35 protein-coding genes are annotated in these 25,379 nt (G+C 65.5%); 14 read left to right on the plus strand and 21 right to left on the minus strand.

Features of this window, described 5'->3' with window-relative positions; genetic code table 11:
- Nucleotides 1-39: 39 nt before the first annotated feature.
- From B9A15_RS00190 to B9A15_RS00280, 19 genes are all read right to left on the minus strand, one after another.
- Nucleotides 40-510 carry a hypothetical protein gene (locus B9A15_RS00190; RefSeq protein ID WP_084407790.1) on the minus strand — a complete coding sequence of 157 codons (471 nt, stop codon included), beginning with the start codon at nucleotides 508-510 and terminating at the stop codon, nucleotides 40-42.
- Nucleotides 507-830 (minus strand): head-tail joining protein, encoded by a 324-nt coding sequence (locus B9A15_RS00195; RefSeq protein WP_084407791.1) that lies wholly within the window; start codon nucleotides 828-830, stop codon nucleotides 507-509. The genes B9A15_RS00190 and B9A15_RS00195 overlap by 4 nt, the downstream gene beginning before the upstream one ends.
- On the minus strand, nucleotides 827-1,015 hold the full coding sequence (locus B9A15_RS00200; protein WP_084407793.1) for a hypothetical protein: 189 nt from the start codon (nucleotides 1,013-1,015) through the stop codon (nucleotides 827-829). The genes B9A15_RS00195 and B9A15_RS00200 overlap by 4 nt, the downstream gene beginning before the upstream one ends.
- A 2-nt stretch (nucleotides 1,016-1,017) precedes the next feature.
- Nucleotides 1,018-2,175 carry a hypothetical protein gene (locus B9A15_RS00205; RefSeq protein WP_084407795.1) on the minus strand — a complete coding sequence of 386 codons (1,158 nt, stop codon included), beginning with the start codon at nucleotides 2,173-2,175 and terminating at the stop codon, nucleotides 1,018-1,020.
- Nucleotides 2,172-2,576, minus strand: a complete 405-nt coding sequence (locus B9A15_RS00210; RefSeq protein WP_084407796.1) for a hypothetical protein — start codon at nucleotides 2,574-2,576, stop codon at nucleotides 2,172-2,174. Before B9A15_RS00210 ends, B9A15_RS00205 begins: the two co-directional genes overlap by 4 nt.
- A gap of 113 nt (nucleotides 2,577-2,689) precedes the next feature.
- Nucleotides 2,690-3,658 carry a major capsid protein gene (locus B9A15_RS00215; RefSeq protein ID WP_084407798.1) on the minus strand — a complete coding sequence of 323 codons (969 nt, stop codon included), beginning with the start codon at nucleotides 3,656-3,658 and terminating at the stop codon, nucleotides 2,690-2,692.
- 67 nt (nucleotides 3,659-3,725) lie between these two features.
- The gene (locus tag B9A15_RS00220) at nucleotides 3,726-4,100 is read right to left on the minus strand and encodes a head decoration protein (protein ID WP_084407800.1); all 375 of its coding nucleotides are present in this window, start codon (nucleotides 4,098-4,100) and stop codon (nucleotides 3,726-3,728) included.
- A 35-nt stretch (nucleotides 4,101-4,135) separates the two neighbouring features.
- Nucleotides 4,136-5,212 carry an HK97 family phage prohead protease gene (locus B9A15_RS00225; protein ID WP_084407801.1) on the minus strand — a complete coding sequence of 359 codons (1,077 nt, stop codon included), beginning with the start codon at nucleotides 5,210-5,212 and terminating at the stop codon, nucleotides 4,136-4,138.
- Between the two features lie 146 nt (nucleotides 5,213-5,358).
- Nucleotides 5,359-6,366: a hypothetical protein gene (locus B9A15_RS00230; protein ID WP_084407803.1), complete on the minus strand. Its 1,008-nt coding sequence runs from the start codon at nucleotides 6,364-6,366 to the stop codon at nucleotides 5,359-5,361.
- Nucleotides 6,367-6,414: 48 nt separating this feature from the next.
- Nucleotides 6,415-7,977, minus strand: a complete 1,563-nt coding sequence (locus tag B9A15_RS00235; RefSeq protein WP_084407805.1) for a phage portal protein — start codon at nucleotides 7,975-7,977, stop codon at nucleotides 6,415-6,417.
- Entirely contained in the window at nucleotides 7,974-8,234 is a 261-nt protein-coding gene (locus B9A15_RS00240; protein WP_084407806.1) for a hypothetical protein, read from the minus strand. Before B9A15_RS00240 ends, B9A15_RS00235 begins: the two co-directional genes overlap by 4 nt.
- Nucleotides 8,234-10,558, minus strand: coding sequence for a terminase gpA endonuclease subunit (locus tag B9A15_RS00245; protein WP_170923117.1), 2,325 nt, complete (start codon nucleotides 10,556-10,558; stop codon nucleotides 8,234-8,236). Before B9A15_RS00245 ends, B9A15_RS00240 begins: the two co-directional genes overlap by 1 nt.
- Entirely contained in the window at nucleotides 10,555-11,166 is a 612-nt protein-coding gene (locus B9A15_RS00250) for a hypothetical protein (protein ID WP_084407808.1), read from the minus strand. The genes B9A15_RS00245 and B9A15_RS00250 overlap by 4 nt, the downstream gene beginning before the upstream one ends.
- Before the next feature lie 367 nt (nucleotides 11,167-11,533).
- Nucleotides 11,534-11,938: a hypothetical protein gene (locus B9A15_RS00255; RefSeq protein ID WP_084407809.1), complete on the minus strand. Its 405-nt coding sequence runs from the start codon at nucleotides 11,936-11,938 to the stop codon at nucleotides 11,534-11,536.
- Nucleotides 11,935-12,867 carry a hypothetical protein gene (locus B9A15_RS00260; protein ID WP_139798131.1) on the minus strand — a complete coding sequence of 311 codons (933 nt, stop codon included), beginning with the start codon at nucleotides 12,865-12,867 and terminating at the stop codon, nucleotides 11,935-11,937. Before B9A15_RS00260 ends, B9A15_RS00255 begins: the two co-directional genes overlap by 4 nt.
- Nucleotides 12,868-13,011: 144 nt before the next feature.
- Nucleotides 13,012-13,746: a hypothetical protein gene (locus B9A15_RS00265; RefSeq protein WP_084407812.1), complete on the minus strand. Its 735-nt coding sequence runs from the start codon at nucleotides 13,744-13,746 to the stop codon at nucleotides 13,012-13,014.
- A 316-nt stretch (nucleotides 13,747-14,062) separates the two neighbouring features.
- Nucleotides 14,063-14,647 carry a hypothetical protein gene (locus tag B9A15_RS00270; protein ID WP_139798132.1) on the minus strand — a complete coding sequence of 195 codons (585 nt, stop codon included), beginning with the start codon at nucleotides 14,645-14,647 and terminating at the stop codon, nucleotides 14,063-14,065.
- Nucleotides 14,644-15,006 carry a hypothetical protein gene (locus B9A15_RS00275; protein WP_084407816.1) on the minus strand — a complete coding sequence of 121 codons (363 nt, stop codon included), beginning with the start codon at nucleotides 15,004-15,006 and terminating at the stop codon, nucleotides 14,644-14,646. The genes B9A15_RS00270 and B9A15_RS00275 overlap by 4 nt, the downstream gene beginning before the upstream one ends.
- A gap of 308 nt (nucleotides 15,007-15,314) precedes the next feature.
- Nucleotides 15,315-15,656: a hypothetical protein gene (locus B9A15_RS00280; protein ID WP_084407818.1), complete on the minus strand. Its 342-nt coding sequence runs from the start codon at nucleotides 15,654-15,656 to the stop codon at nucleotides 15,315-15,317.
- A 55-nt stretch (nucleotides 15,657-15,711) separates the two neighbouring features.
- Here B9A15_RS00280 and B9A15_RS00285 point away from each other — a divergent pair, with 55 nt between their 5' ends.
- Nucleotides 15,712-15,975 (plus strand): hypothetical protein, encoded by a 264-nt coding sequence (locus B9A15_RS00285; protein WP_139798133.1) that lies wholly within the window; start codon nucleotides 15,712-15,714, stop codon nucleotides 15,973-15,975.
- Here the strand turns inward: B9A15_RS00285 and B9A15_RS23580 are convergent.
- The gene (locus B9A15_RS23580; RefSeq protein ID WP_084407821.1) at nucleotides 15,932-16,585 is read right to left on the minus strand and encodes a hypothetical protein; all 654 of its coding nucleotides are present in this window, start codon (nucleotides 16,583-16,585) and stop codon (nucleotides 15,932-15,934) included. The genes B9A15_RS00285 and B9A15_RS23580 overlap by 44 nt on opposite strands.
- A 307-nt stretch (nucleotides 16,586-16,892) precedes the next feature.
- Between B9A15_RS23580 and B9A15_RS00295 the strand changes: the two genes are divergently transcribed.
- The 13 genes from B9A15_RS00295 (at nucleotide 16,893) to B9A15_RS00350 (ending at nucleotide 23,981) form a co-directional block, all read left to right on the plus strand.
- Nucleotides 16,893-17,600, plus strand: coding sequence for a hypothetical protein (locus B9A15_RS00295; RefSeq protein ID WP_084407823.1), 708 nt, complete (start codon nucleotides 16,893-16,895; stop codon nucleotides 17,598-17,600).
- Complete coding sequence (locus B9A15_RS00300; RefSeq protein WP_084407825.1) at nucleotides 17,597-18,028, plus strand: hypothetical protein; 432 nt, start codon at nucleotides 17,597-17,599, stop codon at nucleotides 18,026-18,028. Before B9A15_RS00295 ends, B9A15_RS00300 begins: the two co-directional genes overlap by 4 nt.
- 83 nt (nucleotides 18,029-18,111) lie before the next feature.
- The gene (locus tag B9A15_RS22790; RefSeq protein WP_170923118.1) at nucleotides 18,112-18,762 is read left to right on the plus strand and encodes a hypothetical protein; all 651 of its coding nucleotides are present in this window, start codon (nucleotides 18,112-18,114) and stop codon (nucleotides 18,760-18,762) included.
- A gap of 133 nt (nucleotides 18,763-18,895) precedes the next feature.
- Complete coding sequence (locus tag B9A15_RS22795; protein ID WP_170923119.1) at nucleotides 18,896-19,234, plus strand: helix-turn-helix domain-containing protein; 339 nt, start codon at nucleotides 18,896-18,898, stop codon at nucleotides 19,232-19,234.
- Nucleotides 19,235-19,325: 91 nt separating this feature from the next.
- Nucleotides 19,326-20,048, plus strand: coding sequence for a hypothetical protein (locus B9A15_RS00310; protein WP_084407829.1), 723 nt, complete (start codon nucleotides 19,326-19,328; stop codon nucleotides 20,046-20,048).
- Nucleotides 20,045-20,443, plus strand: a complete 399-nt coding sequence (locus B9A15_RS00315; RefSeq protein WP_084407831.1) for a hypothetical protein — start codon at nucleotides 20,045-20,047, stop codon at nucleotides 20,441-20,443. The genes B9A15_RS00310 and B9A15_RS00315 overlap by 4 nt, the downstream gene beginning before the upstream one ends.
- Before the next feature lie 35 nt (nucleotides 20,444-20,478).
- Nucleotides 20,479-20,790, plus strand: coding sequence for a hypothetical protein (locus B9A15_RS00320; protein WP_084407832.1), 312 nt, complete (start codon nucleotides 20,479-20,481; stop codon nucleotides 20,788-20,790).
- Nucleotides 20,791-20,858: 68 nt separating this feature from the next.
- Nucleotides 20,859-22,052 carry an HAD domain-containing protein gene (locus tag B9A15_RS00325; RefSeq protein ID WP_084407833.1) on the plus strand — a complete coding sequence of 398 codons (1,194 nt, stop codon included), beginning with the start codon at nucleotides 20,859-20,861 and terminating at the stop codon, nucleotides 22,050-22,052.
- A 110-nt stretch (nucleotides 22,053-22,162) separates the two neighbouring features.
- Entirely contained in the window at nucleotides 22,163-22,573 is a 411-nt protein-coding gene (locus tag B9A15_RS00330; protein ID WP_084407834.1) for a hypothetical protein, read from the plus strand.
- A 50-nt stretch (nucleotides 22,574-22,623) separates the two neighbouring features.
- Entirely contained in the window at nucleotides 22,624-23,070 is a 447-nt protein-coding gene (locus tag B9A15_RS00335; RefSeq protein WP_139798134.1) for a hypothetical protein, read from the plus strand.
- Complete coding sequence (locus B9A15_RS00340) at nucleotides 23,067-23,318, plus strand: hypothetical protein (RefSeq protein WP_084407836.1); 252 nt, start codon at nucleotides 23,067-23,069, stop codon at nucleotides 23,316-23,318. Before B9A15_RS00335 ends, B9A15_RS00340 begins: the two co-directional genes overlap by 4 nt.
- A 181-nt stretch (nucleotides 23,319-23,499) precedes the next feature.
- Nucleotides 23,500-23,736, plus strand: coding sequence for a hypothetical protein (locus B9A15_RS22350; protein WP_139798135.1), 237 nt, complete (start codon nucleotides 23,500-23,502; stop codon nucleotides 23,734-23,736).
- Complete coding sequence (locus tag B9A15_RS00350; RefSeq protein WP_084407839.1) at nucleotides 23,733-23,981, plus strand: hypothetical protein; 249 nt, start codon at nucleotides 23,733-23,735, stop codon at nucleotides 23,979-23,981. Before B9A15_RS22350 ends, B9A15_RS00350 begins: the two co-directional genes overlap by 4 nt.
- Before the next feature lie 67 nt (nucleotides 23,982-24,048).
- Here B9A15_RS00350 and B9A15_RS00355 read toward each other — a convergent pair whose 3' ends face one another.
- On the minus strand, nucleotides 24,049-25,311 hold the full coding sequence (locus tag B9A15_RS00355) for a DNA cytosine methyltransferase (RefSeq protein ID WP_139798136.1): 1,263 nt from the start codon (nucleotides 25,309-25,311) through the stop codon (nucleotides 24,049-24,051).
- Nucleotides 25,312-25,379 lie beyond the last annotated feature (68 nt).

Raw genomic sequence — 25,379 nt, forward strand, 5'->3', positions numbered from 1 at the left:
CTCTCACGCGAGGCGCAGGGATATACCTGACGATCGGGGCTAGCGGACGAGCGCGGTCGCGTCCCCGCGGACGGTCCGGTACGCGACGTCGGCGGTCAGGACCTCGACGACGAGCAGTTCGTCGACGCCTTCGGCGAAGTCGTCGACGTTCGAATCGCCGATGATCGACATCAGGACGGGGATATCCTCGTCCCGGTCCATCGCGTCGATCGCAGACTCGATCTTGGCCGCGAGATCGCCCATGCGATCCTTCAGGTCCTGGGCGGACGTCTGGGCGTCAGCGCGATCCACGAACACGATCTCGACCGTCGTCGACCTGATCTCGCGTTCGTAGTCCGAGCCTCCCTCGGCCGGCTCGATCCGAGTCTGCTTCGGCATGACGAGGCAGACAGGGAAGGATTTCTCGTCCCACCCGAAGACGAAATCGCGGTGGACCGCGCGGAATTCCGGCACGGCCGTCCGGATGCCGGCGCAGACGATGTCGCAGACCTGATCGCGGACGTGCGTCATGCGGGTCGTCTCTCCGTCAGTTCGGCTTGCCAGAGTTCGTGCCGCCGGCGGATCTTCCGGATCCAGTAGCTCTTGCCGTCGACGCGGACCTCGTCGTGCGCGGAGGGCTCGCCGGCGACGTCGGCGACGGGGAACGAGACGCGCAGCGCGGACGACGTGAACGAGATGTCGGAGAGGTCCTTTTCCTGGTCCTCTGGCCCGCCCGTCAGGCCGGTCGGATACTCGACGCCGGCGACGACGACGATCGCGGGCGTCGCGAGGGCGGACGCGGAGACGGTCTGGGCGACCATATCGAAGAGGGGGTTGCGGAGCACGATCACTCCTCCGCAGGCGCTTCGAATGGGCCGGGGTGGAAGGTTCCGTCGGGGTGCCGGTACCAGCCGATCGCGACGCCGTCGAGGTCGCCGGTCTGCTCGACAGCGGCCGGGTTTTCGGAGCCGTAATCGTCGCGACCGACAATGATATTCGAAACGGCCTCGTCTTCGACGAGCAGGAAGAGTTTCATCTTCAGTAGTCCTTCAGGCGGCAGTAGTAGATATCGACGCATCCGTTGCCGCCCGCTCCGGATGGCGCGTTCGCCGTCGCGGTCGTGCTCGCCGATACGGCTCCGGCGGCAGCTCCGCCGCCGCCGCCGGGAAATCCGCCGGCTCCACCGTTTCGAGCGCTATTGTTGCTGTCCATCGAGACGCCGCCTCCGCCGCCTCCGCCGTAGTAGCCGGGATCGCTACTGCTGCCCGCACCACCCGCGGACGCATACCCGAAACCCATGCCGACGGACGGATACCCGCCGTCCTTGGAATAGGGCGAGGTATCGTTCCGGTGATCCTTGTCCTCGCGGCGGTATCCGCGGCCGCCGTACCCGCCGATCCCGTCGTATCTGGAATTGGCGTTCAGCGAGTAGCCGGCACCGCCGCCAGCACCGGGACCTTCGCCCCACGACCCGGACTGACCGACCGCCGGCGTGTTCGTGGCGACCTCCGCGCCCCGGCCGGGGATCGAGCGAGGATACGGACTCGGCATCTGCTGTTCGGAAATCGCGCGCGGGTCAGCACGGACCGTGGTGCCGCCGTAACCGTCGATCGTGTTCGCGTTCGGCGGCGTATTCCGGCCGCCGAGCGCTCGAAGCGTGCCGTAGGCGGGAGACGATACCGTCGTGTCGCCGCCGGCGTTCGAGACGACGCGATCCGAGGTTCCGGACGAGGCGGTCGCGGCCGCACCGCCGGCACCGATCGTCAGCGCGAATTTCGTCTGGGCTGCCGCCACCTCGACAAGAGGGATCATCCTCGACCGCGCGACCCGTCCGGGTGCGCCGCCGGAGGGCTGCCTGCTGCCGGGCGCCGTCGTGCCGATCGTCGCGCAGCCGCTCGCGCCGCCGCTGACTGCTACGAAGTAAACGTGCGTGGCGTTGGCGGGTGCGGCGGGCAGGACATCATAGTTGGTCGCCGACGCGGAGACGCGCACTGCGGAAATGACGGCAGGGGCCAGCGTGACGAGGTCGACCACGTCTTCCTTCAGGAGACGGGTGAAGACGTTCGATTGCAGCGACTCGATGCGCGTCGGGATCGCGCCCGGACCGTCGCCGTTGACCGTCTCGTCGAGCGCCTCGACGTTCGCGGCGAGCGCGGGATCGACCCCGGCGGCCGCTCTCGGCGGAATACCTCTCATCGACCGACTCCCGGCAGCAGGACACGGACAAGCGCGACCGCCGCAAGATCGGGCGTGGCGTCGGTCGGGTCGATCGCGAGCCAGTAGCGCGTGCGCGAGGCCTCCGACACGTCGCGATCCGTCCCCCAGGGCACGGTCCCCGGATCGACGGGGAACGAGGTGTCCATCTGCTCTTCCGTCGCCGGCGTGCCCGCGAGGTCGGCGCCGTCGGATGTCGAGCGGTAGACGACGCGGCGAGCATCGGAAGGCACGCGGACGAGGACGACGTCGTAGCCCTGCGAGTCGAGTTCGACCCAGTTCGCTCCGACCTCGAGGACGAACGCCGCGCCACCGAGCGGGAACACGTCGGCGGCCGCGCCCGCGGAGCCGATCGGCTGGCTGAAGATGCGTCGTCCGGACACTGGTCACCTCGTCGTCGGAAGGATTACTGGAAGGAAAAAGGCGCCGGACCGTAAAGCCCGACGCCCCACACGGCGGCCGTCCCCTCCCGACCGCCGGGCGTCGGCGTCGTCGATCAGGCGACGTTGAGCTTGATGATCGCTTCCGGGCGATCGAAGTAGTGAAGGAAGAACGACCACAGTTCGACCTCGAGGCCCTTGCCGTGAGGCAGTTCGTGTCGGGTCACGTATCGGTCGAGAACGTTGCCGAGATACTCTTTCGAGTCGCTCGGACCGTAGACCGTCTTCATGTGACCGTCGTAGATCGGCACCGCGTAGCAGTCGTCGGCGTCGAAGAATCCGCGGTGATACGGCACGATGTCGACGTTCGAGTTGATGCGGACGCCGGTGCGGCCGTCTTCCTGGGACGTCCAGTTGTTCCGGGCGTCGGAGGTCATGGCCTTGCGGTAGTCGCCGTTCTCGCTGAACGCGTGAGCGACGTCGGAACCGGAGACGATGGCGACGGAGGAGAGTGTGTCCCCGCCGAGCGCCTTCTCCATCGCGAGCTTCAGCTTCTCCAACTGCGGCGCGAGCGGCTTCGAAAGGTCGAGGTCGGCCTGCTGCTGCTGGACCTTCATCATGTCGTAGAGGTCGATCTCGAGTTCGCCGGACGAGTCGACGATCAGGCCTTTCATCGCGTTGGCGAGTTGGTGCTCGACAGTGACGTCCAGGTCGTCGTTACAGCCGGCGAGATACTGGTCGATCAGCGTCTGCGCGGCCATCTGCTGAGCCTGCCCGGTGAGGCCGCCGACGACGTTGAGGACCTCGTTGTAGCTCATGGTGAAACCCTCGGAATAACCGGGGATCTCCACCTTCACGGCCGAGCGCTTGGTGAGCGAACGCTGCGGGGCCGGTGCGCCGCGAGGCGTCGAGGGCAGCACCTTCACGCGCCCGTTGGACGAATTGATCTGAACGTCCGTGGTCGGCGAGCGCAGGGGCGTGCCGGCACGGAACGTCTTCGTCAGGACGTTCGGCTTGAACGGGCGCTTGATGACGGCCGCAGCCATCGTCAGCATGGTGAACGGAGCGAGTTCGAAAACGTCCATCTGAAGATCCCCCTCGGATCGGAATTACGGGCGGACGGCGATCCCCATCGCCGGCTGCGCGGTGTCGTTAGAGAACGATCTCGTTGCCGCCTTCGGGCTCGACGCGGATGTCCTTGGTTTCGAGATCGGCGATCAGGGTCGCGCGAAGAGCGTCCGTCGCGGCGACGTCGCCGGTGACGATCGGGAACGTCAGCAGGTTCTCGTTGACGATCGCCGGCCCACTCTTGATGATCGAGGTCACCTTCGTGCGGCCGCGATTGACTTCGTAGATCGTGACGCCGGCAGCGACGTCCGGATCGTTCGGATCCTGGACGACGGTTCCGGGCTGAACCGGCTTGTCGGCCGGCGCGGTGACCTCGATTTTGCCGCGGGTCCAGCGCGGATCGACTTCCCAGACGATGAACTCGCCGGCGCGCTTGCCTTCGTTGAGCCTGGTGAACATGACGCTCTTCCTTCGTTAGAGTTCGTTGCCGACGATCAGGCGCGAGCCTGCGAGCCGCGGAACGCGGCCGAATCCTCCCAGCGGAGATCCGCCAGGGTCATCTCGCGCGGCGAGCCGAGGTTGTGCCCGGAAGTCTCCGTCGAGTTGGACTTCGCCCGCATGCCGTTCATCGCGATCCCGCGAAGTTCGGCCAGGTCGGCGCCTGCCTTCTCGAACTCGTCGAAGGTGTCCTCGACGCCGTAGCGTTTCGCGGTCGTCCGGAGCCCGGCGATGGTCGCCTTCTCGGCGTCGGACCGTCCCGCCGGCTGACCGGCGACGGGCTGGTTCTGCGGAGCCGGAAGCGGGTTGCCGGCCGGCTTGCCGCGGGTGCCCTCGATGGCCTCGCGAGCGGCCTTGTCCTCAGGCGTCTCCGTCTTCGCGGCTTCGGCGAGAGCGGAACGGACGGACTCGGCGACGAGTGCCTTGATCTGGTCTTCGGTCATGTCGGACCTCTTCTGGTTCGGCTTGGGTTTCGCGGCGCGATGGGCTGCGACGATGTCGTGAGCGGACCGCATGATCTGGCTCGCCCCGTCGGCGGGAACGGGCACGACGGACATCTCCAGGAGTGTCCAGCGGGTGGCGGTGACGGTGAGACGGCCGGCGACTTCGGCGACCGCGTACTCGTCGATCGTGTAGCCGCAGGAGCCGTTAGCGATGACGCCCTCGCGGATGCCCTCGACGATGTCTGCGACGCTCTCGCGGGCGGACAACCCGAAGCGAGCGCGGATCTGCTCGCCCTCGACCTTGAAAGTGTCGGTCAGGCCGATGCCGATGATGGACTTGCAAGACCACCACTGATGAGAGTCGAGGAGATTGACGGTGCGGCCGGATTCCGCCGGCAAACGGCAGTTCGCGACGGGCAGGACCTCGTCGTACTCGACGACCTCGTCCTTGTCCCAGTCGTAGTAGTGGCGGACGACGGCGGTGGAAGTCGCGACGACCATCTCGATCGAGCCGTCGTTTTCGTCGAGCGTGTCGGGCTTGACCTCGGCAGCACGAAGGGCACGCGAGGTCGTCGGGGCGAATTTCTCGCCGCCACGCTTTTCGAGTGCTCTCTTCAGTGCCTTGGACACGCCGATATCCGTCGGAGAATTCCTATTCCGACGAAACGTCCCACGATCGGCGCAGGGATATACCTGACGGCGCTCAGGATCCTGCGAACGCCTTCTTCACGGCTCCGATAACCTCGGACCTCCGGGCGAGAAGAACGAACCCGAAGTTAGTGTGAGCCACCGTTCGAACGGAATTCGTAGTCCGGCAATACGAAACCACCCTCGTTCGAATAGCGCACTTCGTCGAGAAATTGCCCGAGGGAATTGGATAGAAACCAGTGCAACCTTACCGAGCCCACCAGATTACGGATCGCGGAAGGGGAATGAAGCCAATGGTCCGGGGCGTCGAAGTTTAGATTGTCTTTCACACCCAGAAGCCAGAAGGCGAAAGAATTCGGGAAACGATACATCCAGACCGGGTTATTCTCCGGGTCTCTCTCGGAGTTCTCTATGAACTCGTTGAGGCGCGCACCAGCCCATTCGGATGCCGCCTTATGGTCTTCGTTGGTAGGAAGTATCGCGCTCTCGTTCTGAAGGAAACATACGGAAGCGACGGCCGCATCAACGACATCGTCCAGATCACTGTAGGTTTCGTAAAGGGTTTTCGCGAATTCGAAATTATCGAGCGCGTCCTCCCGGGTCATTTCGAGATGCCAACTTTCGAGTTCCGGGCGCGTTCCACGCAAGCATCGATCCAGCAGTCGTTGAGCGATCATCCCATTAGCGCATTTTCGATAGGATTGATCGGTATGGCATGACCAAGCCAGCGCCTCGCAAGAGGATAGGAGAAATTCACGCGCACGATCGAGTTGATCGTCGTCTCTTGTCGGGGGCAGTATCAGGTAAGCTTCGTGCAGGGCGTGCATGTATCGATGTCGCTCATCCTGTTCGGATGGAAAGGATCGCAACAGTCGTTCGAGGAAGACTGATTCGTCTTCTATCTCGATCTCCTGATTCTTTATCGTACCCGACATCTCTGCAATCCTGCGCGAAAGTTCTTCGTTCTGCTCAGCGAGGTCGATATTGCGCATCTTCCGGCGTTGTAGGTCTTTCCGCAGGCTGAAGGCCCAGCGACTCATGCCGATGGCACTGCCTCCGGTCAGCGTGACGATCGCCGCCAGAGCGCTAACCGTCTGATTTTCACCGATCGTGGCAAGGAATTCCGAAGCCCACATAGACCCTCCTAGATTTAACCAAGAGGAACCTTAGATTGCATCAATAGATCAGTCCAGTTCGAGCACCGACGTATCTGCCTTAGCCGCCTCGACGACTTCCCGCTCGTGCTTTTCCTCGTCAGCCGTTTCTTTCGCGATCGACTGCGAGGTCGGAGTGCGGGTGGGATCCCATTTATCATCGGCGTCGAGTAGGCCGTTCTCGCGCCGGCGGCTGTAATCCTTGGCAGACAGTCGCGCGACCTCTTCGGACCGCTTCCCGAAATAGGACTTCGAGACGTAGGACGGCTCGACGATGCCGCGATCGGCGGCGTCCATCATAATCTTGAGTTCCTGCGTCAGGGCGGCGTGCTGGATGACCGGCCAGTCCCAGCCGTGATCGTAGATCTCCCAAGGCTTCGCGCCGGCCGGGGGCGTCCACATGCCCGACGCCATGGCGGCATCCACCCAGGACGCGAACATCGGGCGGAGCACCTGGTGTTCGGTTCCGTCCCGGCCGATCCCGGCCTCGCGCGAGACCGCCGCTGCCGCGATGCGCATGGCGCGTTCGGGCGCGTCCCGCCAGTCGCCGGTGACTTCGTAGACTGGAGCGCCGACCGAAGCCGAGATGGCGAGAAGCTGGAAGCGCAGCGCCTTCTCGAAATTCATCGGCTCGTCCTTGGGCTGGACTGTCTCGACGTCGAAACCGGCCGGCAGTTCGTGTCCGACGCCTGTGCCGAACGTGACGTCGCCGATCATGCGCTCGACGGTCTCCGCGTCCGGGAGCATGTCGTCGTCGAGATTCTCGTCGGAGCGCTTGAAAAAAACGGTCATGATTGACGCGATCTGCTTCCGCCGGCGCTCGGCGTCCTCAAGCGTCGACATCGCGATCGCGCGAAGGAAGGCGCTGGCGAGCATGACCTCGCCCCGAGGGCTGCCGGTCGGGCCGTCGAACAGATGAAAGACCTCGTCCGCCGGCACGACGATCGGCCGGCGCATGCGGAACCCCTCGGAGAGCGGGTGCTCCGTATGCATCGCGTAAGCGACCGGGCGGTCGAGATCGGTCATGATGCCGGCGGCGAACCGCTTGTCGTCGAACGCGAAGGATTCGTGGTCGACCGGTACGTAGTCGGACGTGAGCGTCTGGAACTGGATCGGCACGACCAGGCGTCTGGAGACCTCGGGATAGTCGAACCGGAAGCGCCGGCGGACGAAAGCTTCACCGTCTACGATCTTGTTGCCGTAGATATCGTCGCGGAGCATAGCACCGAACGACTTCGAGCCCGTCGTCGAGAAGCCGCTGCAGGACGCCTGCCAGAGTTCCTCGAGTTCCCGGAATTTCGACACGGGTCTCGGCCCGGTGCCGATATGGAGGCCTTTGAGGACGCGGACGAGCGACCGGATCCAGGCGTCGTTCCGGACGAGGTGCCTGGCGATCGCCTGCTGCTCGCGAAGGTACCGGATGCCGCCTTCGGGCGGGATCCGCGGAACGTTCGGGACGGCTGGATGATTCGCCGAGGCCTCGAACGGCGCGACCCGGCGGCCGCCGCCGAACGAGCGGACGAGGCCGTTCGACGGACGGCGAGACGACGGCTTCATCCCGACGGAGCGGCGAAGGAAATCCATGGCGCTCATTCGTAGTAATCCTTCTCCACGTTGATCCGGAAGGTCTTCATCTTCGTCTGCGGCCGCGCCCGGTCGAGCGTCTGACCGGTCTTCTGCTCATAGGCGCGGTAAAGGCGGTCGAGCGTCCGCATGGCGACGGCCGGCCTTTGCAGAGACACCGAGCCGCCGCCGCCGGGAGCGGAGATCTGGCTCGCTCCGGAGGAGATCTGCTTCTCGATCGCCACGATCGCGCGCTTCAGGTCGTCGGGGGTCCAGAAAACGTACATCACCAAAGTCCTTCCACTCGCGAGGCGGCCGGCCGACGAACGGCACGGACGCTCGAATTCTTCGGTTCGTCGATCAGCCCGGCCCGGCGACGGCGTTCAGCGCGATCGACAATGCGGATCGTCGGACCGGACGACTTCGGTACGCGAGGATCGGGCAGATCATTCGTCTCCACACGCTTGATGATCCGCTCCGCGACGCGCTGGGCGCGATCGACGACGCGGGCAACCCGAGATTCCTCGCGGGGAGGCAATGCCGTGTCCGTCGTATGCTCGGTCGACGGAGGATCGCCGGCTTCCTCCTCGTCGGGCGCAGGATCCTCGACCGCGGCGCGGGCGGCGAGCGCGGCCGCTACGGCGTCGGCCTCGACGCGTCCGATGGACTCGCGGATGCGGCGGTTGTTCTGCATCTCGAACATCGCGGCCGCGAGCGCGTAGACGCTGCAGTCGAGGGCCTCGCCGGTCTCGGTCTCCGAGATGCGCATCCAGCGGCTGAAGCCGGGGCGGACCTCGACTTCGTGCTCGGCGAGGAACGACGGGTAGAAGTCGGCGCCGAGTTTCGCCGAGAACTCCCAGCTTTCCGGCGCCGGCGACGGGATCGAGATCGTGCGGCCGATCGTATCCTTGATGCTCTGGGTGCCCAGGAACAGGAAAGGCCGCTTCTTCCGCAAGGAGATCGACTCCTTCGGCGGCAAGGCCTTCTTGCGGCTCAATCCTTCAGCGGCGCCGCGGACGGCGGTGACCGTCCGGGACCTGGGATGGGACGCGAACTCGAGGGCCTCACTGTTGAGATAACCGCAGTCGATGAACGTCCGTCTGGCCTTCAGGACCTCGCCTGAGGCCATCGTCCATTCGCGATCGAGATACTGCCAGATGATCTCGCAGCACTCCGGCGACATGGGTCGGATTTCGTAGACCCGCGGCCGGCCGGTGTGCTCATCGCGCTCGACGATCTCGGAGATGACCTCGCGGTGCAGCACGGCGATACGGCGGTTCCGGCCCATGCCGATCGTCACGATCTCGACGCGGGGCGGCTTGTCCGGGCGATGCAGATTGCCCTCCTGGACGTCCACGCCGTTGAAGACGTGCTCGACCCAGTCAGGGCCGTCGAACTCGCCGTAGTCGACGGCGCGGGCTTCGAGTTCGGAAGGCTCCGTCGTGCGGTTGACGCGAGGCTCCCACTCCTGCGCGAGCACCAGATTGACGAAATCCTGTTCGTATTTCTCCGGGTCCCGCTCCGCCTTGAGGTGGTCGGCAGCGATCGCCTTCCAGTGGCTCTGCGGATCCGTCGAGTAGGCCGCCCATGCGAAGAAGCCGACGTGCCCCGGTTCGGGCTTCGGGTTCGTCGCCCGGAACCGGCCCTTCTCCATCATGGAGACCTTGTCGATCTCTTCGATGTGGCCGTGGCACTCGCCGCATTCGTACCATGCGTCGTCGATCAGATCGTCTTCGTCGAGCGTGTAGCGGATGCCGGCGCCCCACTGACCCTCGCGGGACATCGCGCGGCGGACGTCCGGTTCGAACGCGATCTCGGTCTCGCAGTGCGGGCACGGCATGACGTAGATCCGCTTGTCCGACCGTTCGAATTCCATCGAGATCGAGCACGCGCCCTTCCGCGTCGGCGTCGAGCCGGCATAGAGAAGCGGCGCGGCATACTGCTGGAGACGCCGGCGCGCGAGCCCGAGTTTGTTGCCCTCGGAGTTCTTGGAGCGGTCGAGCCATTCCTTCGACGAGATCTCGTCCGCGAGGACGACGGAGCCCTTGATCGCGCGGAACGAGCCGTTGTTGCTCGCGGAGCGAAGCTGGATCGAGGCGCCGTTCGTCAGAATGATGTCGGACCACGCGTCCTGGACGCCGGCCTTCGTCCGCGGGCGCATCAGCGCACGGATCTTCGGCGACGCGAGCATGATCGGCATCAGCACCTTGTCGTGCAGGTCCTGCGCCGCGTCGTCCGAGCGTTCGTAGTAGATGACCGACTGTCCGAGATGGACGGCGACGTAGAGGATGATGATCGCCGACATCAGGGACGACCCGAATCTCGGCGGCTTCTTGAACGTGCCCTGCCGGACCATGAGCATGAACAGGGCGAGCAGGATCGCCGCCTGGACCGGCGACCATTCGATCTTTCCGGAGCGCTCGGAGACCTCGGTCGGCAGCACGATCCAGCCGTCCTCGCCGCTCGACCACTCGACGATATCGACCGGCTCGTTCGGGACGAGCGCGACCTCGGCCGCGAACGCCAGCGCGGACAGGAATATCTCGGCGCCGGGAGCGGCGAGGTCCTCGCATGCGCGTCGGTCGTCCGGAGTGATCTCGAATCGGCTCATGGCTGCGGCGGATCGAATCCCGGAAGCGTGTCCTGGATCGCCTTCGCGCCCTCCGCGAGCGCCGTCCGGCACTGCTTCAGAGCCTTCTCGCGCCATTCCAGCCGCTGCTTCTCCGGATAGCCGGCCATGTCGCGCACCAGACGCTCCGGAATGGCCATGATCGTCTGCCGGATCAGGCCGAGCGCGAGTTCGAAGGCGCCCTCGACAACGTAGCGCGGGACAAGGACCTCCGCCTTCTGCCCGACGGCGAGGCGCTTGATCTTGAGGTCCTCGAGTTTCACCAGGTCGGACGGCTTCATCGGTGCGCCGCCGGCAGTCTCGCCGGAAGCGACCTTGGCTGCCTCCTCGTCGCGGACGAACCGCTCACGCCAGCGGAAGACCTCAGCCGGATCGAGAAGCGTCGCCTCTCCGGACGAACCGTGATCCGCGACCGGACAGCCCTTGTCACCGATCCAGTCCGCGATCGTGCCGCGGTCACGACCGATGATCTCAGCGAGACGCGAGATCGAGACCCAATGCTGGGAGCGATCCGCGCCTGCCTCGGCGCGCTCGACGGCTTCCTCCTGCGTGCGGGACGGGCGCTTGAACGGGCGGTGGCGACGGGACACGGGACGGGCTCCGGGCGGACGGATGAATACCGCCGGAGCCTACGGTCGCGGGAGCAGGGATATCCCTGACGATGCAGACCTGCGGGGTCGGGAGCCGTCCGTTCGGGAAGCTAATCCAGCAGGTTCGCGCGCACGCGCACGCGCGAGTATTACCACGTCCCGAGGATTTTCATGCTCCGAACCTGCGGGTGCTGCGGGGTCGTTTGGAAAATTTTCGTAAGCGAAAACGCGTCTTGCCCCGCAAACCCCCCGCGTGGGGGCCTCCCCCCGTGGGGTCCCCCGGCGCTACAGGCGCCTGTTTCCGGGCCTTCCGCGCCCCACGACGCTCGTACGATGCCACGCATGCAGGGTCGGTGGGTCGCACTCATTATATATGCGCGTTCGCGTTCGTAGAATAATTTTGCTTTCGGCTATGCCCCGAAACCCATGCCCGGATGGCCGTCTCCCACGCATCGATGTAGACTTCAGGTTGTGCGGGCGCGGTGCCCCATGCCCGGTTCGACCGGATCCGCTCCCGGTTCTCGTCGTCCGTCAGGCCCGTGTCCCAGACGCCCATGACCTCGACCCTGAGATCGCCCGGCCAGAGTTTCCGGATCCTCTCCCGGGCGACGAGGTGCGACGAGTAGGTCCTGCGGGAATCGCGCCCGGTCGCCAGTACCCGGTGCCGGCATATGGCCTCGTCGCTTCCGAACTTCTTCCAGATGTCCCACCGATCGGTCGCCACACCCGAGGCGTCGTATCGATGCCAGGTCTCTCTCCACCCCGTCGTCATGACCCGCTCCTCGCGGCCGCGCGAGCCGCACGACGGGCCGCCGTCCTCATGGCCCCGATATCGGAGACATTCGCGCCCGACGCCCGCTCGACCATCCTGACCGCTCGGAAGATCCGAGTGCGCACCCTCATCGGCAGATACGATGCAGCATGGGTATGGCCGTCGTTCCAGTGCGGCGTCAGGTAGAGAGAGGGATATCGGCTCTTCTCGGCCGCCCAGACGACCAGTTTCAGGCCGCCTTTCTCCTGCCCCTCGCGGCGAGCCAGACGAAGCCAGAAGCCCGTCTTCTCCGACGATCGACCGTTCGGCTTTCCGAAGAACAAACCGTCGTAGCCCGTCTTGTCGCGCTCGTTCCGCCGTCTCGTCTTCAGACGCTTCTCCAAGGTGTCGGCCTGCTCCGTGGTCTTGCCGGCTTTCTCGTACTCCTCGCGCCGGCGCTTCTCGGTGCGGGCCTGTTTGAAGAGGCGCTTGAGATCGCGCCGCTTGAACGTCCCCTGCGGCGTCAGGCTGAGCCCGAGGCGGCGCATCCCGTCTTCGGTCGGGATGTAGTTGTAGGTCTCCGCGAACCCGACGTCTCCGGGCTCGCGTACGCCGTCGCTCTCGTCGAGCATGTACTTGAGATACGACGACTGGAGCCGCTGAACGGCGGTCGCCGCCTCGGGCTCGCGGCCGGCGCGGAATTTGCGATCGCGGGCGAAGACCGAGGACCGCTTCGATCCGGGGTTGATCTCGGTGAAGCGCGACGGACCTCCTTCGATAGCCGTCTTGAAGCGCCGGCCGGTCTGCCTCTGCGCGTCGATCGCGGTATCGTTGAGCGCGCCCTGCAGGGCCTGACCGAAGACCTTCTCCCCGAGGGCCTCATAAGCGGCCGCCGCCGCCTCGACGCTATCCTCGTCGATCTCGACGATGTTCTCCGTCCGCCTCGCCATCGTCAGCCCCCCGACGAAAAGAAAGCCGGCGCGAGACATGCTCGGCCGGCCGGAATTTGCTTCAGTTGCCAATACTCGCGGAGAGGATTGACGACACGCGGAATATAGGCGTTCGGGCCGCGAAAGTCGAGAGTCCGCAGCATCTTAGGCCGCTTCTTTCGGACGATTTCGGAGGGCCTCGATGCCCGCCCGGATGATCGCGGCTTCCTGTTCGTCCGGCACCGCGCTCCCGCACATGAACGACCCCGCCCACCGGCCGCGCCAGTAGCGTTCCTCGACGTCGAGGCGGGCGCTCTCGGGGACGAGCCACTCCAGGGCCTCGCGGATCCCCTTGAACCGTCCGTCGGCTGCGATCGCGGTCGACAGTTCGTCCCGAAGCGGCTTCCACGACCGGAGCGCTTCGTGCCTCGCATCGACGACCTCGACGAACGCCTCCCGCCACGCGGCCTCGCGATCGGCAGGACCGGAGCCGTCGAGGCGGCGGACGCGGCGTGTCGCGGTCGCGGAATTGATCTGCATGAACATGAGGGTCTCGCCGGCCGCGAGAGGAGGCTCGCCACGGGTCTCGAGGACGCGGACGCTGACCTTCGGGGTGAAGCCCCGGTAGACGAAGAACGGCGGCGAGGAGTTCCTCTGAACGGTCGGCATCAGCGCCTCCACGATGCCGTGGACGTGCCTCTTCGACGTCAGCGGCTTGCCGTCGGCGCCCTTGGCCTTGACGCGGCGTCCGAGAGCATCGCGAGCGGAATCGTCGCGGAGGGCGACGGTCTCCGTGATCGCCACTTCGTCGCCGGGCAGAAGCCGCAGGCAGTGCTCGTCCGTCCAGACCCGGTCGCGGCGGCTTTCGCCCTGGCTCGACGCTTCAACCCTCTCCGTCATCCTCAGCATCTCCGTTGACCCGCCCTGACAGCCCGAAGGGCCCGATACCCCTTGCAACGCCGAAACCGCCGCAGACCGTCGCCCTACATGCGCACAGCGAGCAAACTGCGAGCGTCGTATATAGTATCTCTTTCTCTTCGCAATTTGCTCAGAGAATAAAGTGAATGCGCGGGCGCAATTATATCGAGGGTCGGAAAAGCGTCAAGCGGATTCTGTCGCGACCCTCGAATAACGCCGCCCGGACCTGTCAGGATGCCCGCCGGAGCCATGTTCGACGCCGCCGCGACCCGAGACGATCCGGCGGCGTCCGTGCCCGTCAGGAGGCTCCCGGCGAGCCATGGGCGAGCGCGGCTCTCCGGTCCGACAGTGCGTCCCAGACCTTCGCTGCCCGCGTCATCGGGCGGCGGCCGCCGGGCTCGAAACCCGTCGCGTCCGCGATCATCCGGAGCCGGTCCCAGTGCCTGACCTCGAATCCTTCGGACCCGAGGTCGAGGTCGATCCCGATGAACTCGACCGCCGCCGCGACCTGCGCCGCCGTCATCGTCTCGACCGTGGCGCCGGCCGCGATCTCCGCCGCCCATTCCGCGGTCCTGTCGTCGGGTACCTCCCTGACCGGCTTCCGGTCGCGCTTCGAGGCCCGCTGCTCGCCGATGCCCTCGGAGCCCCGCAGCAGCCTCAAAGCCCTGGACGCGTCCGCCGCGCCCGCATGGAGGCCCTCGACGCGCCCGCGAGAGAGCGCGTCGTAGATGGCCCGCAGGCGCGTCAGATCGGCGTCCGCGTGCTTCCACGGGCGGCGGCCGGACGAGATCGACCGCAGGGTCTCGCGCGGCCGGCCGAGCAGGCTCGCGGCATCGTCTATGGACATTCCGAGTGTACGGAGGATAGGTCCGAGGTCGCTCACGCCGGGAACCTCCCTTCCACCCGACCGCGCTCCATCGCCTGTCCGGCGAGGGCGATGACGCGAGCGACGGAGGCGAGAGACGTGTCGACAGGCAGACCACCCATTGGCCAGCCGTCGGCGGTCTCGATCAACGAGCAGAGACCGCCGAATTCGAGGATGTGGAGCCTGATATCGGGATGATCGCGATGCGCGATGAACGTTCCCGTGTCGTCGCTAGAAGCGATCGTGAGCACGCCTTCTTCCGCAGCCCCGACGATCAATCGGGCCGCTTCTTCCGTCGCGATCGGCACTCGCTTGCCGATCGCGACGCTATCGTCCCAGTAGAGATCCCTTACAGTCCCGATAACCCGCTCACCCATATCGCTCGTCCTCGTTTCCCGCGATGACCTGTCCACCGCTGACGTACATAATATGTACATCATAAATGTACATATCAAGAGGCCAAGCGAAGAATATTCGACGGCGATCGCGAGGCGGCGTAATGCGGCGCCGACCTCGCGCGGACTCGGCGCCGAGGTCTGGATCGGCGATTCGATATTCCGGACCTGATACGGCGTATGAAGAAGTAACGGGGGCGAACCGCGTGAAGGACGATCACGCCGTATACGAAAAGACCCCGGCTCATTTCTAAGCCGGGGTCAGAACATTCAGTCGAGGAGGGCGTCGCTCAGAGCGAGAGCGGGCAGGCCTTTTCGTAGCGCCGCCGGTCCAGGGCGCCGCGGACCGTGCCGCTGGCGATCCCGGCGGGGGTCGTCAGGTAGCGCAGACGCCTCGCGACTTCTCTCCGTGCCTCGGCCTCGGGGTACTCTTGAAGGACGAGCCCGGCGACGGCGTGATCGACGATCTCTCGCATGAGACCTTCGCTGCCTGGCGTCTGCCTCAGGTGCTCGACGACGGCTTCGACGATGACCCGGTCGCATCTCCGGGTGTCCGGCCGACGCCAGTTAGCTTCCCGCCAGAGGCGGGTCTTTTCGGCTGCGAGAGCGCGTTTCCGGAGCGATGTTGACACGATTTTAACTCCTTCCGTGCTAGTAGAAGTAATTCAGATTTTAAGGAGTCCGCCGATGAGCATGGAAACGAAGATGATCGCCGGCGGCATCGGTCTCGCGTCGGCTCTCCACTCCGCGATGGTCACCGGTCAGGCCAATGCGGCCGCCCGCCGTCTGGCGGAGATCGATCAGAGCGGCGAGGAAGCCGTAGCGATCCTGACCGCCGGCCTCCGTCGCGAGCACGCCCGCCGCCTTCGGACGGAGGCCGCGCTCGCCGAGGCCCATGAGGAGATCGTCATGCTGCGTCAGATGCTGCGCTCGCGCGGCGTGCCTGCGTGATGAAGTCCTCGAGGCTGTAGTTGTCCCTCGCGAGGGACTTCGCCTGCTTATAGATCCGGTCGGGGTCCGGGTCGGAGTTGCCGCGCTCGCGCTCCCACCGCTGGAGCAGCGCGGCCCATTCCGGAACGTCGAGGGGCACCCCACGCTGCGGCTCGTCCATCGCCGGCAGCGTCGGGTGGCGCCGCTCGCCGGTGACATGCATCTGGAGCATGCTCGCGGGCGTCGAGGCGATCATGTCGAGGGCGTCGAGCCTATTCCGGAAGAGCCAATCGAGGATCCGCTTTTCCTCCGGATCCGCCGGGTCCAATAGCCCGGTCCCGACCCGGCGGTCCTGGCGCATCGCGTCTGCGGCCATGCGCACGCGATTGCCGAGAGAGGGCGGCAGGATCGGCATCCGTCGCACCGGCAGGTCGTCCTCTTCCTCCTCGGCCACCTCCTCACGCTCGATCCGCCCGACCTCAGCGGCCGCCCGGTCCGCCATCGGCGCCGGCACATACTCGCCCCCGGTCAGCCACGCGATCAGCATCCTGATCCGCTCCGCGAACGCCTCCACCAGGCTCCGCACCCTGTTCCGCGTCTCCTCGACGACGTCTTTCATTCCCTCGCGCATCCCGATTTCTCCTCGTTCCGACGCCCGATCGGCGCCTCGAAAAAAAAATATCGCGCGGGCCAGCAAGAAACCTCCCGTCCTACCGCAAGGAATCTACACCGCCCTGTTTATGGGGGCGGTAAAGGAATACGGTTTTCTGTCCGCAAGGATTAGAACTCAGGTCTAGATCGCCGTATACGACTTTTACGGGGCGGTATTCGCGATGTTGACAAGAGGCCAGGTACTTGAACGGTGAACACTGAATCTGCATTCTGTTTTCGAGGCCCTGTGAAAGGGGGTCGGAAATACGGTGCATGAGGGTGCGCATATGAAGATGCCAAGGTACACGGAAGCGGAACTGGCGCTGCTTGCTGAGCGGTGGGGTGCTGGCGACAGCGCGGACGAGATCGCTCTTGCGATGGGCCGGACGACCGGCGCCATCGCCTCGGCGGCATCGAAGCGCGGGTTCGTCGGCGCCGCTTCCCTGGGCGAGGCCGCCGTCGAACTCATAGTCGAGCGCGCCGCCGGCGGCTGGTCCCCGACACGTCTCGCACGTCAACACGGCGTCCACGTCGCCGTCATTCTCCGCGTTCTCGCGCTCGACGCGCGGAGGCAGGCCGGCGCGGGTCGGAAGTGGAAGCGCCTGACGAAGTCCGAAATCGAGGAATTCGTCCGTCTATCGCGCGAAGGGCTGGCGCCGGAGGAGATCGCCCGGCTCACGGGTCGCTGCGCGAAGACGGTTCAGATCCATCTGCGGGCGAAAGGCTCGAAAGGCTCAGTTGCTCCCGCGCTTCGTCCGGACATCGCCGCTGTCCAGTCCGGCATCGTCGAGATGCTCGTCCGCTTCCCCGGCGCGTGGACGACGGTCGATCGTATCGCGGCACGCCTCGGCGATCGCGGCCTCGACGGCTACTCCGTGGAGAGCGTCAGGCGCTGCGTGCGCCGGCTCCGCGACGAGGATGCGGCGATTCTGCCGGAAGGGTACGTCGTCGAGTCGAAGAAAAGGCTCGGCACGCGGCTCAGGAGGGCGGCATGACCGAAGCCCGTACGCCCCGGATCGCGAACTTCCGCGGCGTCCTGCCGTGCAACAACTTCCTCTACCCGACCGAATCCTGGAACGCCCAGCATGAGGTTCCGGAGGTCAAGTTCCATGACTGGCGGATGTTCGTGATCCATCTCGAAGACGGCCGCTGGGCGACGAACGGCTTCGTCTGGAACATTGCCGCAGGCGTCGATCAGCACGGCGATCCCTGCGTCTTCCCGAACCGCTCGAAGGCGATCCGTGCGTCTGCCGCCGCCCTCGTCGCTCGCGCCCGTTACCGGATGGGCCTCGAGCCCGGCATGACCTATCACGCGTCGTCCGAGCAGGGCGCGCTCGTCATCGACTGGGCTCGACGCGTCGTCGAGCGCGAGACGAAGGGGCGGACGCGGCAAATGGACCTGTTCGGAGGCGTCGCCGCATGATCCGGACCACCGACCCTCGCCAGATGTCCTTTTCGTTCGACCCGCCGAAGTCGATCCTCGCCGTTCTCGTCGACGCCGGTATCGTGCGCAGCGAGACCGAACTGATGTGGCAAGGCATCCCGAACGAGATCGACGCTCCGGCCCCGTCCCGCGCCTACACCGCGCCGATCCTCGTCTACGCCGGCCGTATGAAGTTATCCTACGGCGGCGACGGGCGCGACCATCTCTATCGCCTCCCTGCCGCTCATGTCGGGGCCACGACCCGGCGGGTGATGGACCTCCTCGGCAGCCGGATCGAGGAGAATCGTTCGGGCGCCGTAGTCGATCACCGACCGTGGTGGCACGCCGTCGACCTGATGTCGGACGAATGGCTTCCGCATCTGCTGACGACGCGGCACATGACCGAGGACCCGTGCATCGAGCGCGCCGTCGTGATCTCGCTCGAGTGCGGACCGAACCGCATCCGAGGCGACATCAGCCTCGCGACCGCGAGGACCGCGCTTGCGGAGATCGGTTCTGAAGAGCCCGATGACCGGTCGGTCGAACTGCTGCTCGATAAGAAGCGCTTCGGCGTCCACTACGCCGACGGATGGGTGATCAATCCGCACCATGCGCCGGGAACGGGCTGGGCCATGGTCCACGGGCTTGAAGACAAATGGATCCAGCGCGGCCGCGACGGGTTCCTGCGGCCGGCGAAGAAGCTCCTCGAGGCTCGCGGCGAGGTGCTGCAATGACGTGGACGCCCCTTACCATCCGCCGCCTCGTCCTCCTCGCGGACTGCGGCTTCAGCATTCGCGAGATCGCTTTCCTCACGGGTCTCCGGCGCACGCAGGTCGCCGGCAAGCTTCACCGAATTCGGAGGTCCTCATGAGCATCCTCGCTGACCGCCTCCGCACCGTCCGCGAAGCGCGCGACCTGACGCAAGCCGACGTCGCCCGCGCCACGAACCTCGATCTCAGGACCGTGCGGGCATACGAAGCCGCCGCGAAGACGCCGTCCGCCGGCACTCTCGTCCGCCTCGCGTCCGTCCTGGGCGTCTCTGTCGATTACCTTCTGGGCCTCGTCGACGAGCATTGCGCGCACGCTTCGGCCGAGCGGTTGGTGCCCGGTTTGTCGAGGCTGGACAGCCGCGATCTGGAGACGGTCGCGGACCTCGTCGGGAGGTTCCTCGCCGCCGCGGAGAGACGCCGCGATCGAGCCGCCTGAGAACATAACGATAGAGCCGGGCAGCCGGCCGAACTGTCCAGAAATGTCAGCAACTTAGAAACGCGCAGGATCGCGCGAACGGAGAGACTATATGAAAATGACACCCGATCAGCAGAGCCGGTACACGCCGTTCGCGGCGCGCGTCGTGCTCTTCTTCTTCAAGCATGCCGATCCGACACGGAGCCACTTTTTCGCTCCGTGCGTGCGCTCCGACGATCCTCATTCGACGACCTACGACGATGCGCTCGCACTCGGGATGACCTATGACGAGCGTAGCGGGGACCTCGGCACGAAGGATTTCGAGATCGCCGCCGCGTTCGCCCGGCGCGACGATGTCTTCGTCACCCAAGCGGCGGCGGAGGCTCTCGCCAAAGCGGGCCATCCAGTCGAATTCGATCTCACGAACGACGAAGGGCTCGAGATCTCGCGGGGAGATCGGGGTCGTATCCGGCGCCTCGCCGTCTCGACCCAGAAGGCGATCGTCGAACTGCGGACCGCGACCGAGGACGAGATCCGGGCCTGCTATCGCGGCTGTTGGGACCTTTCCGTTCTCGATTTCGACTTGGGGAAGACCAGGAACGACGAAGGGTTCTCGCCCGCCCACACGTGGATCGGGCATTTCATCACGTCGGTCGCGGGTCACCGCTATCCCAGGACGCTGAAAACGGACGCGTGGGCCGTTCGCCTCGGGCGGCACTATCGGAATCAGCTTTCCGAGGATCTCCAGTCCCGGATCCTGAGCAATCGTAAGAAAGACCGCGAGGTCAGGGAACGCGAACTGGCGGCCGTCGCCCTCGCGGAGGCTGCCGCATGACCACGTACCGCTACGACCTCTCCGTCGACGGCCGCGAGCACGTCGTCCTCGACCGCTCCTCTTGGCGCCTGACCGCGCCCGGCCTGCTGATCGCCAGCACCATGGAGGACGGCCGCCCGGCCGTCACTCTGGAGATCGATCCGGATCATAAGCACGCCGCCGTCTTCGAGCAGTTCCGCGGCCTGCGCCTGCCGACCGATCTCAGCGACACCAGGTTGCTCGACGGCGTCGTGTCCGTCCTACGCGGGCTTCCGGTCGCGTGGTGGGATCTTACCGCCCGGATCATCGGCGGCCGCGTGCCCGAGGATCCTGACCGCGAATTCCATCTCGACCTGTGGGCGCGGTGCGCGATCGTCGACCGCGTCTACCCGACAAGCGACCTACTGGCTGCCTGAAAATTCCCTCAACTCCCCAGAACAGGAAGAACACCATGAACGCCTCCATGCACGCACACTACGGCAATCGGATCGCTATCTGCGAGACCGCGTCCTCCGGCCGCCTTCGCGCCGTCGTCGTTCCGGCCGAGGACGTAGATCTCATGTCCCAGGTTGCCGAAGCGCTCGGCCACGGTGTCGAGGAATGCTCGTACTGCGCAGCCGGCGACACCGGACTTGTCCTCTTTGTCATTGCTCATGACTATGCCGGGCCCCTCGGCGACGGCTCCGACGAGGAGTTTCGGCAAGCCGCGACCGAATGGCTGATCGCAGGATACGTCCGCCGCGCGAGCGATCGTGCGGCCTGACCGGCCTGAATTTTCTCAAACGCCTGAACTGAAGACCGGCATGCGCCGGCAATCTGAAAGGAAGACCAATGGCAAAGCGCAAACTCATCAGCCTCGATTTCGACGGCGTCCTCCACGCTTACACATCGGGCTGGCAGGGCGCCGGCCTCGCGAACGACGCCCCCGTTCCCGGCGCTCTCGATTTCCTCCGCCGCATCGTCGAGGACGACCGCTTCGACACCGTCATCTCCAGCAGCCGCTGCGACCGCGAAGAGGGGCGCGAGGCAATCCGGACGTTCCTCGATCGGCACCTCGTCGAGGAGTTCGGCGAGGTCGTCGGGCTGACGGTCTCGGCCGGGATCAGGGTCGGCGACGGCACGAAGCCGCCGGCTTACCTGCATGTCGACGACAGGTGCATGCGGTTCGACGGGACGTGGCCGTCGCTGGACGAGATCGACGCCTTCAAGCCTTGGAACAAGCGTGACGACATCGTCGCGGCGGCCGCGGCTGCGGGCTGGAAGGCAAGCCCGGCGCCGCTCCACGCCGTCGTCTGCGGCATTCCGGAGACCACCTCGTCCGACCCGGACCTCGCCGCCCGCGTCCGTGAGGTCCTCGAGCCCTTCGCCGCGGTCGCGGACTACCATGACGGTCAGATGCTCGATGACGACCACGTGGTCCACGGCGTCAAACCCCACGACGGCGTGCCCACCTATATCCGCCTGCGGGACGTCCGGGCTGCGCAAGCGCTCCTTCGCGATCTCGCGCAGGAAGACGACGGCCACTCCGACGACCTCGCGGAGATCTCCTCCCGCGTGATTGAGACCGCCACCGCTCAGACCGTCGCCGACGTCCCTGCCACCCGGCCGATGGCCCTCCACGCCTGCGACTGCGGAAAGCCGTATTTCGCGCCCGAGCCGAGGGAGGCGTGCCCGGAATGCGCGGCGGCGGCTTCTGTTAAGAGGCGCTACGCGTTCGGGACGAATGCCGACGGGAGCGGCCTCGAACTCTTCTTCATCGAGAAGCATACGGACGACGCGTCCGCGAAGAGCGCTGCGCTCTCACTGCTGCAGAACGAGGTCTATCGCGAGGAGGGTCTCCGGTTCTGCGAGATCGAGAGCGACGCGGAGTTCGATCTCGAGGATGTGCCGGCCGGACTGGACGTTCTCGTCGAGGTCGGCCCGGAGGTGATCGACGGCTCCTACCGTCTGCGACCGAACCAGATCGTGCGCGTCGTCGCCGTCTTCGAGGAAGACCAGGAGACAAACGCGGAAGCGGCCGCGTAGGCGTCGTCTCTTTCTACCGCATCCCGCACTGTGAATGAGCGGGTCGCCGTCGGCGGCCCGTCCGCAACCGGACCGGCAAGGAAAACGCCGGCAGCGCAAAGGAATTCCCGATGGCGAAAATCGAAAAGCGGCGGCATCTCGCGGTCTTCGGCGAGGCCTTCTGTCTCATGAAATACCGCGAGCCCGTCGAGGGCGGACGCGTCGAGTGGATCTGGAACTCGCGAGACGGGATCACCCCGTTCTGCGTCCTCGACCCGGAGCAGGCCGGCCGCTCCCCCCGCGAAGGCGAGAAGCCGATCCTCTGGCAGCACATAGACTGGAAGGAGGACGTCTGCGTTCCGAACTGGATCCCGGCGGTCGGGTCACGGGTCTTCGCGAATATTCCCGATTACGATCCACAGAGGGACGGCCCGCATAACGTCGAGACCGTCGTCGTGGACGAGGAGATGCACGATCGGTTCCGGCAGCGGGCCGAATGGTTCCCGATCGTGGTCTCGCGCCGAGCCGGGAGGGTCGCATGACCCATCCCTTCAAGAAGCAGGCCTTCCGGCATGATAGGGCCTCCGGCGTCATGGGCGACTGCTACCGTACCGCTCTGGCCTGCGTCCTCGGCCTCGACCGGGACGAGATCCCGCATCTTTTCCAAGACAACCAGAACTGCGAAGGATTGGAATTCGATGCCCTCTACAACCGCGAACTCGCGAAGCGCGGGCTGACGACCGCGCAGTTCTGTATGGGGACCGACCTCGACCTCGCGCTCGAATGCATGTCGAAGTGGGTCGAGCCCGACACGTGGTGGATCCTGTCGGCGACGTCCGGCAACGACGAGAATCACGCGTTCGTCTGCCGCGGCGATGTCGTCGTGTTCGATCCGAGCCAGAACGACGCCGGCATCAAGGGCCCGACCTCGACCGGGCATTACTGGGCGACCGTCGTGACGGTGCGCGGTCCGGACCTTCCGGCCGACGCCTTCGCCGGCGTCGAGGTCTACCGGCGACGGGAAAGGAGCGCGGCATGAAGACCACCTCAATGTCGATCGCCGAATTTCTCGACCTCGACGACGAGGTCGAACGGTTTCTCGCCACCGATCCGGATCATCATGTGATCAAGCGCGGCATGTGCACCCTGACGATGCCTGGCAGCGACGAGCCGCTCTGGAAGGGCACCGTTCGAAACGTCGTGATCAGCCACGAAGACCCGGATCGCGAGATCCGCAAGGAGAAAGAGGACGGCCTGAAGGTCACGATCTTCAGGAGGATTTCATGACCGGGCCGCGCGACACCACCGGCCGGCCGTCGCCGACGTTCACCGTCCGGAGCGCTCGCCGTGGCGTGGTCGACTTTCCCACGCTCGACGAGGCGGTGGCGTCCGCGAGGCGGGCACTGCTGACAGAGATGCTCTGTGGCCGGCCGTCCGAGGTAACGATCTCGACGACGGGGAGGACGGCATGACCGATCGGAACTACCACGAATTCCACATACGCTTCTTCTGCGACTGCGGATGGAGCGTGGCGCCCTGGAAGGGCGACATCTTCTTCAGCCGGCACGAAGTCTGTCCGAAATGCGGCAGCGACCAAAGCGCATGGAAGAAGAAGGTCGTCCGTTTCGTCTACGTACGCACGGAGGAGCGCGGGTTCCTCGGGATCCCGAAGACGCGGACCATCTTCGAGGAGGCGTCGTCATGACCTTGCCTCCACTCCGCGCTCACCACCTCGTCCTCGACGTCCAGGCCGACGACGCCGAATCCCTCGCGCGGTCTCTGGAAACGATCGCTTTCGAGATCCGCACCGGGCGACTGACGATCGGCATGTCCGGCGGCCACGACTCGGGATGGATGCATTCATACGCGGTCGACGGAACGCGGACGCATGCCGACTGGGCGAGAGAACTCGATCGGTGGCTCGCGGAACGGAATGTCGAAGACGCCTGAAGACGAAACGGCTCCGCGTGGTGCGTCCGGAGCCGTTGCCATTCTTTCGCTATGCAACCGAAATCGCTCAGGTGGATGCACGGTTCGCGCGGGACTCGGTCCTGAAAGCCGTCGGAAGCCCCTGAGCGCCGCGTCCTTTCCCCGTTCCGGGGTGCGGCGCGTGATCGCCGACCATGTCGTGGTACGCTGCGGGGACATCGGCAAGGCGTTCGGGCGCAGGAACAGGAAGCTTCCTCGTCGGCATGAGTCGCAGCGGCGAGCGCGCGGCGTCGCCGAAGATCTGCCTACGGATCTCTCTCGCAAGGATCTCAGCGATTAGGGACGGCACCGCGTTGCCGAGCATCTTCTGCATCTCGGTGCGGCCGAACTCCATATGCAGATCGTCCGGGAACGTCTGCAGCCGGCATAACTCCTGGAACGTCAGTTTCCGGCTGTTCCAGTGAAAGGGGCCGATCGCCGATCCCGGCTGAGCCTGGATCGTCCATGACGGCATCCGCTTCGACAGCTTCAGGAGGAACGACCAGTACCGGGTCCGCCACCCGAAAAGAGGCATCCCTCCGCCTCGCGGGGTGTGATGCAGATAGTTCTCGCCCTCTGGGATGGTCGGAAGGAGATCACCCCACTTGCCGCCGACCTTCAGTCCCGTGAGATCGTTCGGCTCCGGCAGGTCGCCGATCGCGTCCCACGCCGTCATCACCGGCTCGCGCGGCTCGGCGAAGAGGTCTCCCTTGCCGCCGACGCTCGCATGTGTCGGCTCGGGGAATCGGAACTGCCTGCCGTCGCGCGCACCGACAAGGAACACGCGTTCCCGGATCTGCGGAACGCCGTACTCGACGCATTTGATGACGCGCCAGGTGGGCTGGTAATTCGTGCCGACGGCCTCGTTGACCTGTCGGATCCCCTCGAGAAGAAGTTGAAGGCCCTCGTCCTTTCCTTCGTAGGCGAGACCGCCGACGTTCTCGAGCAGGAACGCCTTGGGGCGCGTGTCCCGCAGGACACGAAGGTATTGCGCCAGCGTCTCCGCCCGAGGGTCGTCGAGGCGCAGGGTGTCGCCCCGGACCCAGTAGCTGGATTTCGAGAAAGGCTGGCATGGAGGCCCGCCGATAAGCATGTCCGGTTCGCCCGCCGCCAGACCGGCGTTCGCGAGTATGTCCTCGGACGACATCGTCGCGATATCGCCTTCCATCACGTTCCAGGAAGGGCGATTCGAACGCATCGTCCGGCAGGCGAAGCGGTCAAGTTCGAGTGCGACGCGGGTCTCGAAACCGGCTTCCTCGAAACCGAAGTCCAATCCGCCGATGCCGCTGAATAGACTGATCGTACTGAACACGCCGGACAATCTCCCTCCGGTAGGAATTCCTTAACCATGTCGGAGGAACGTGCCCCTGGACACGGGGG

The sequence above is a fragment of the Fulvimarina manganoxydans genome (assembly GCF_900176465.1).
GTDB classification, from domain to species: Bacteria; Pseudomonadota; Alphaproteobacteria; order Rhizobiales; family Rhizobiaceae; genus Fulvimarina; species Fulvimarina manganoxydans.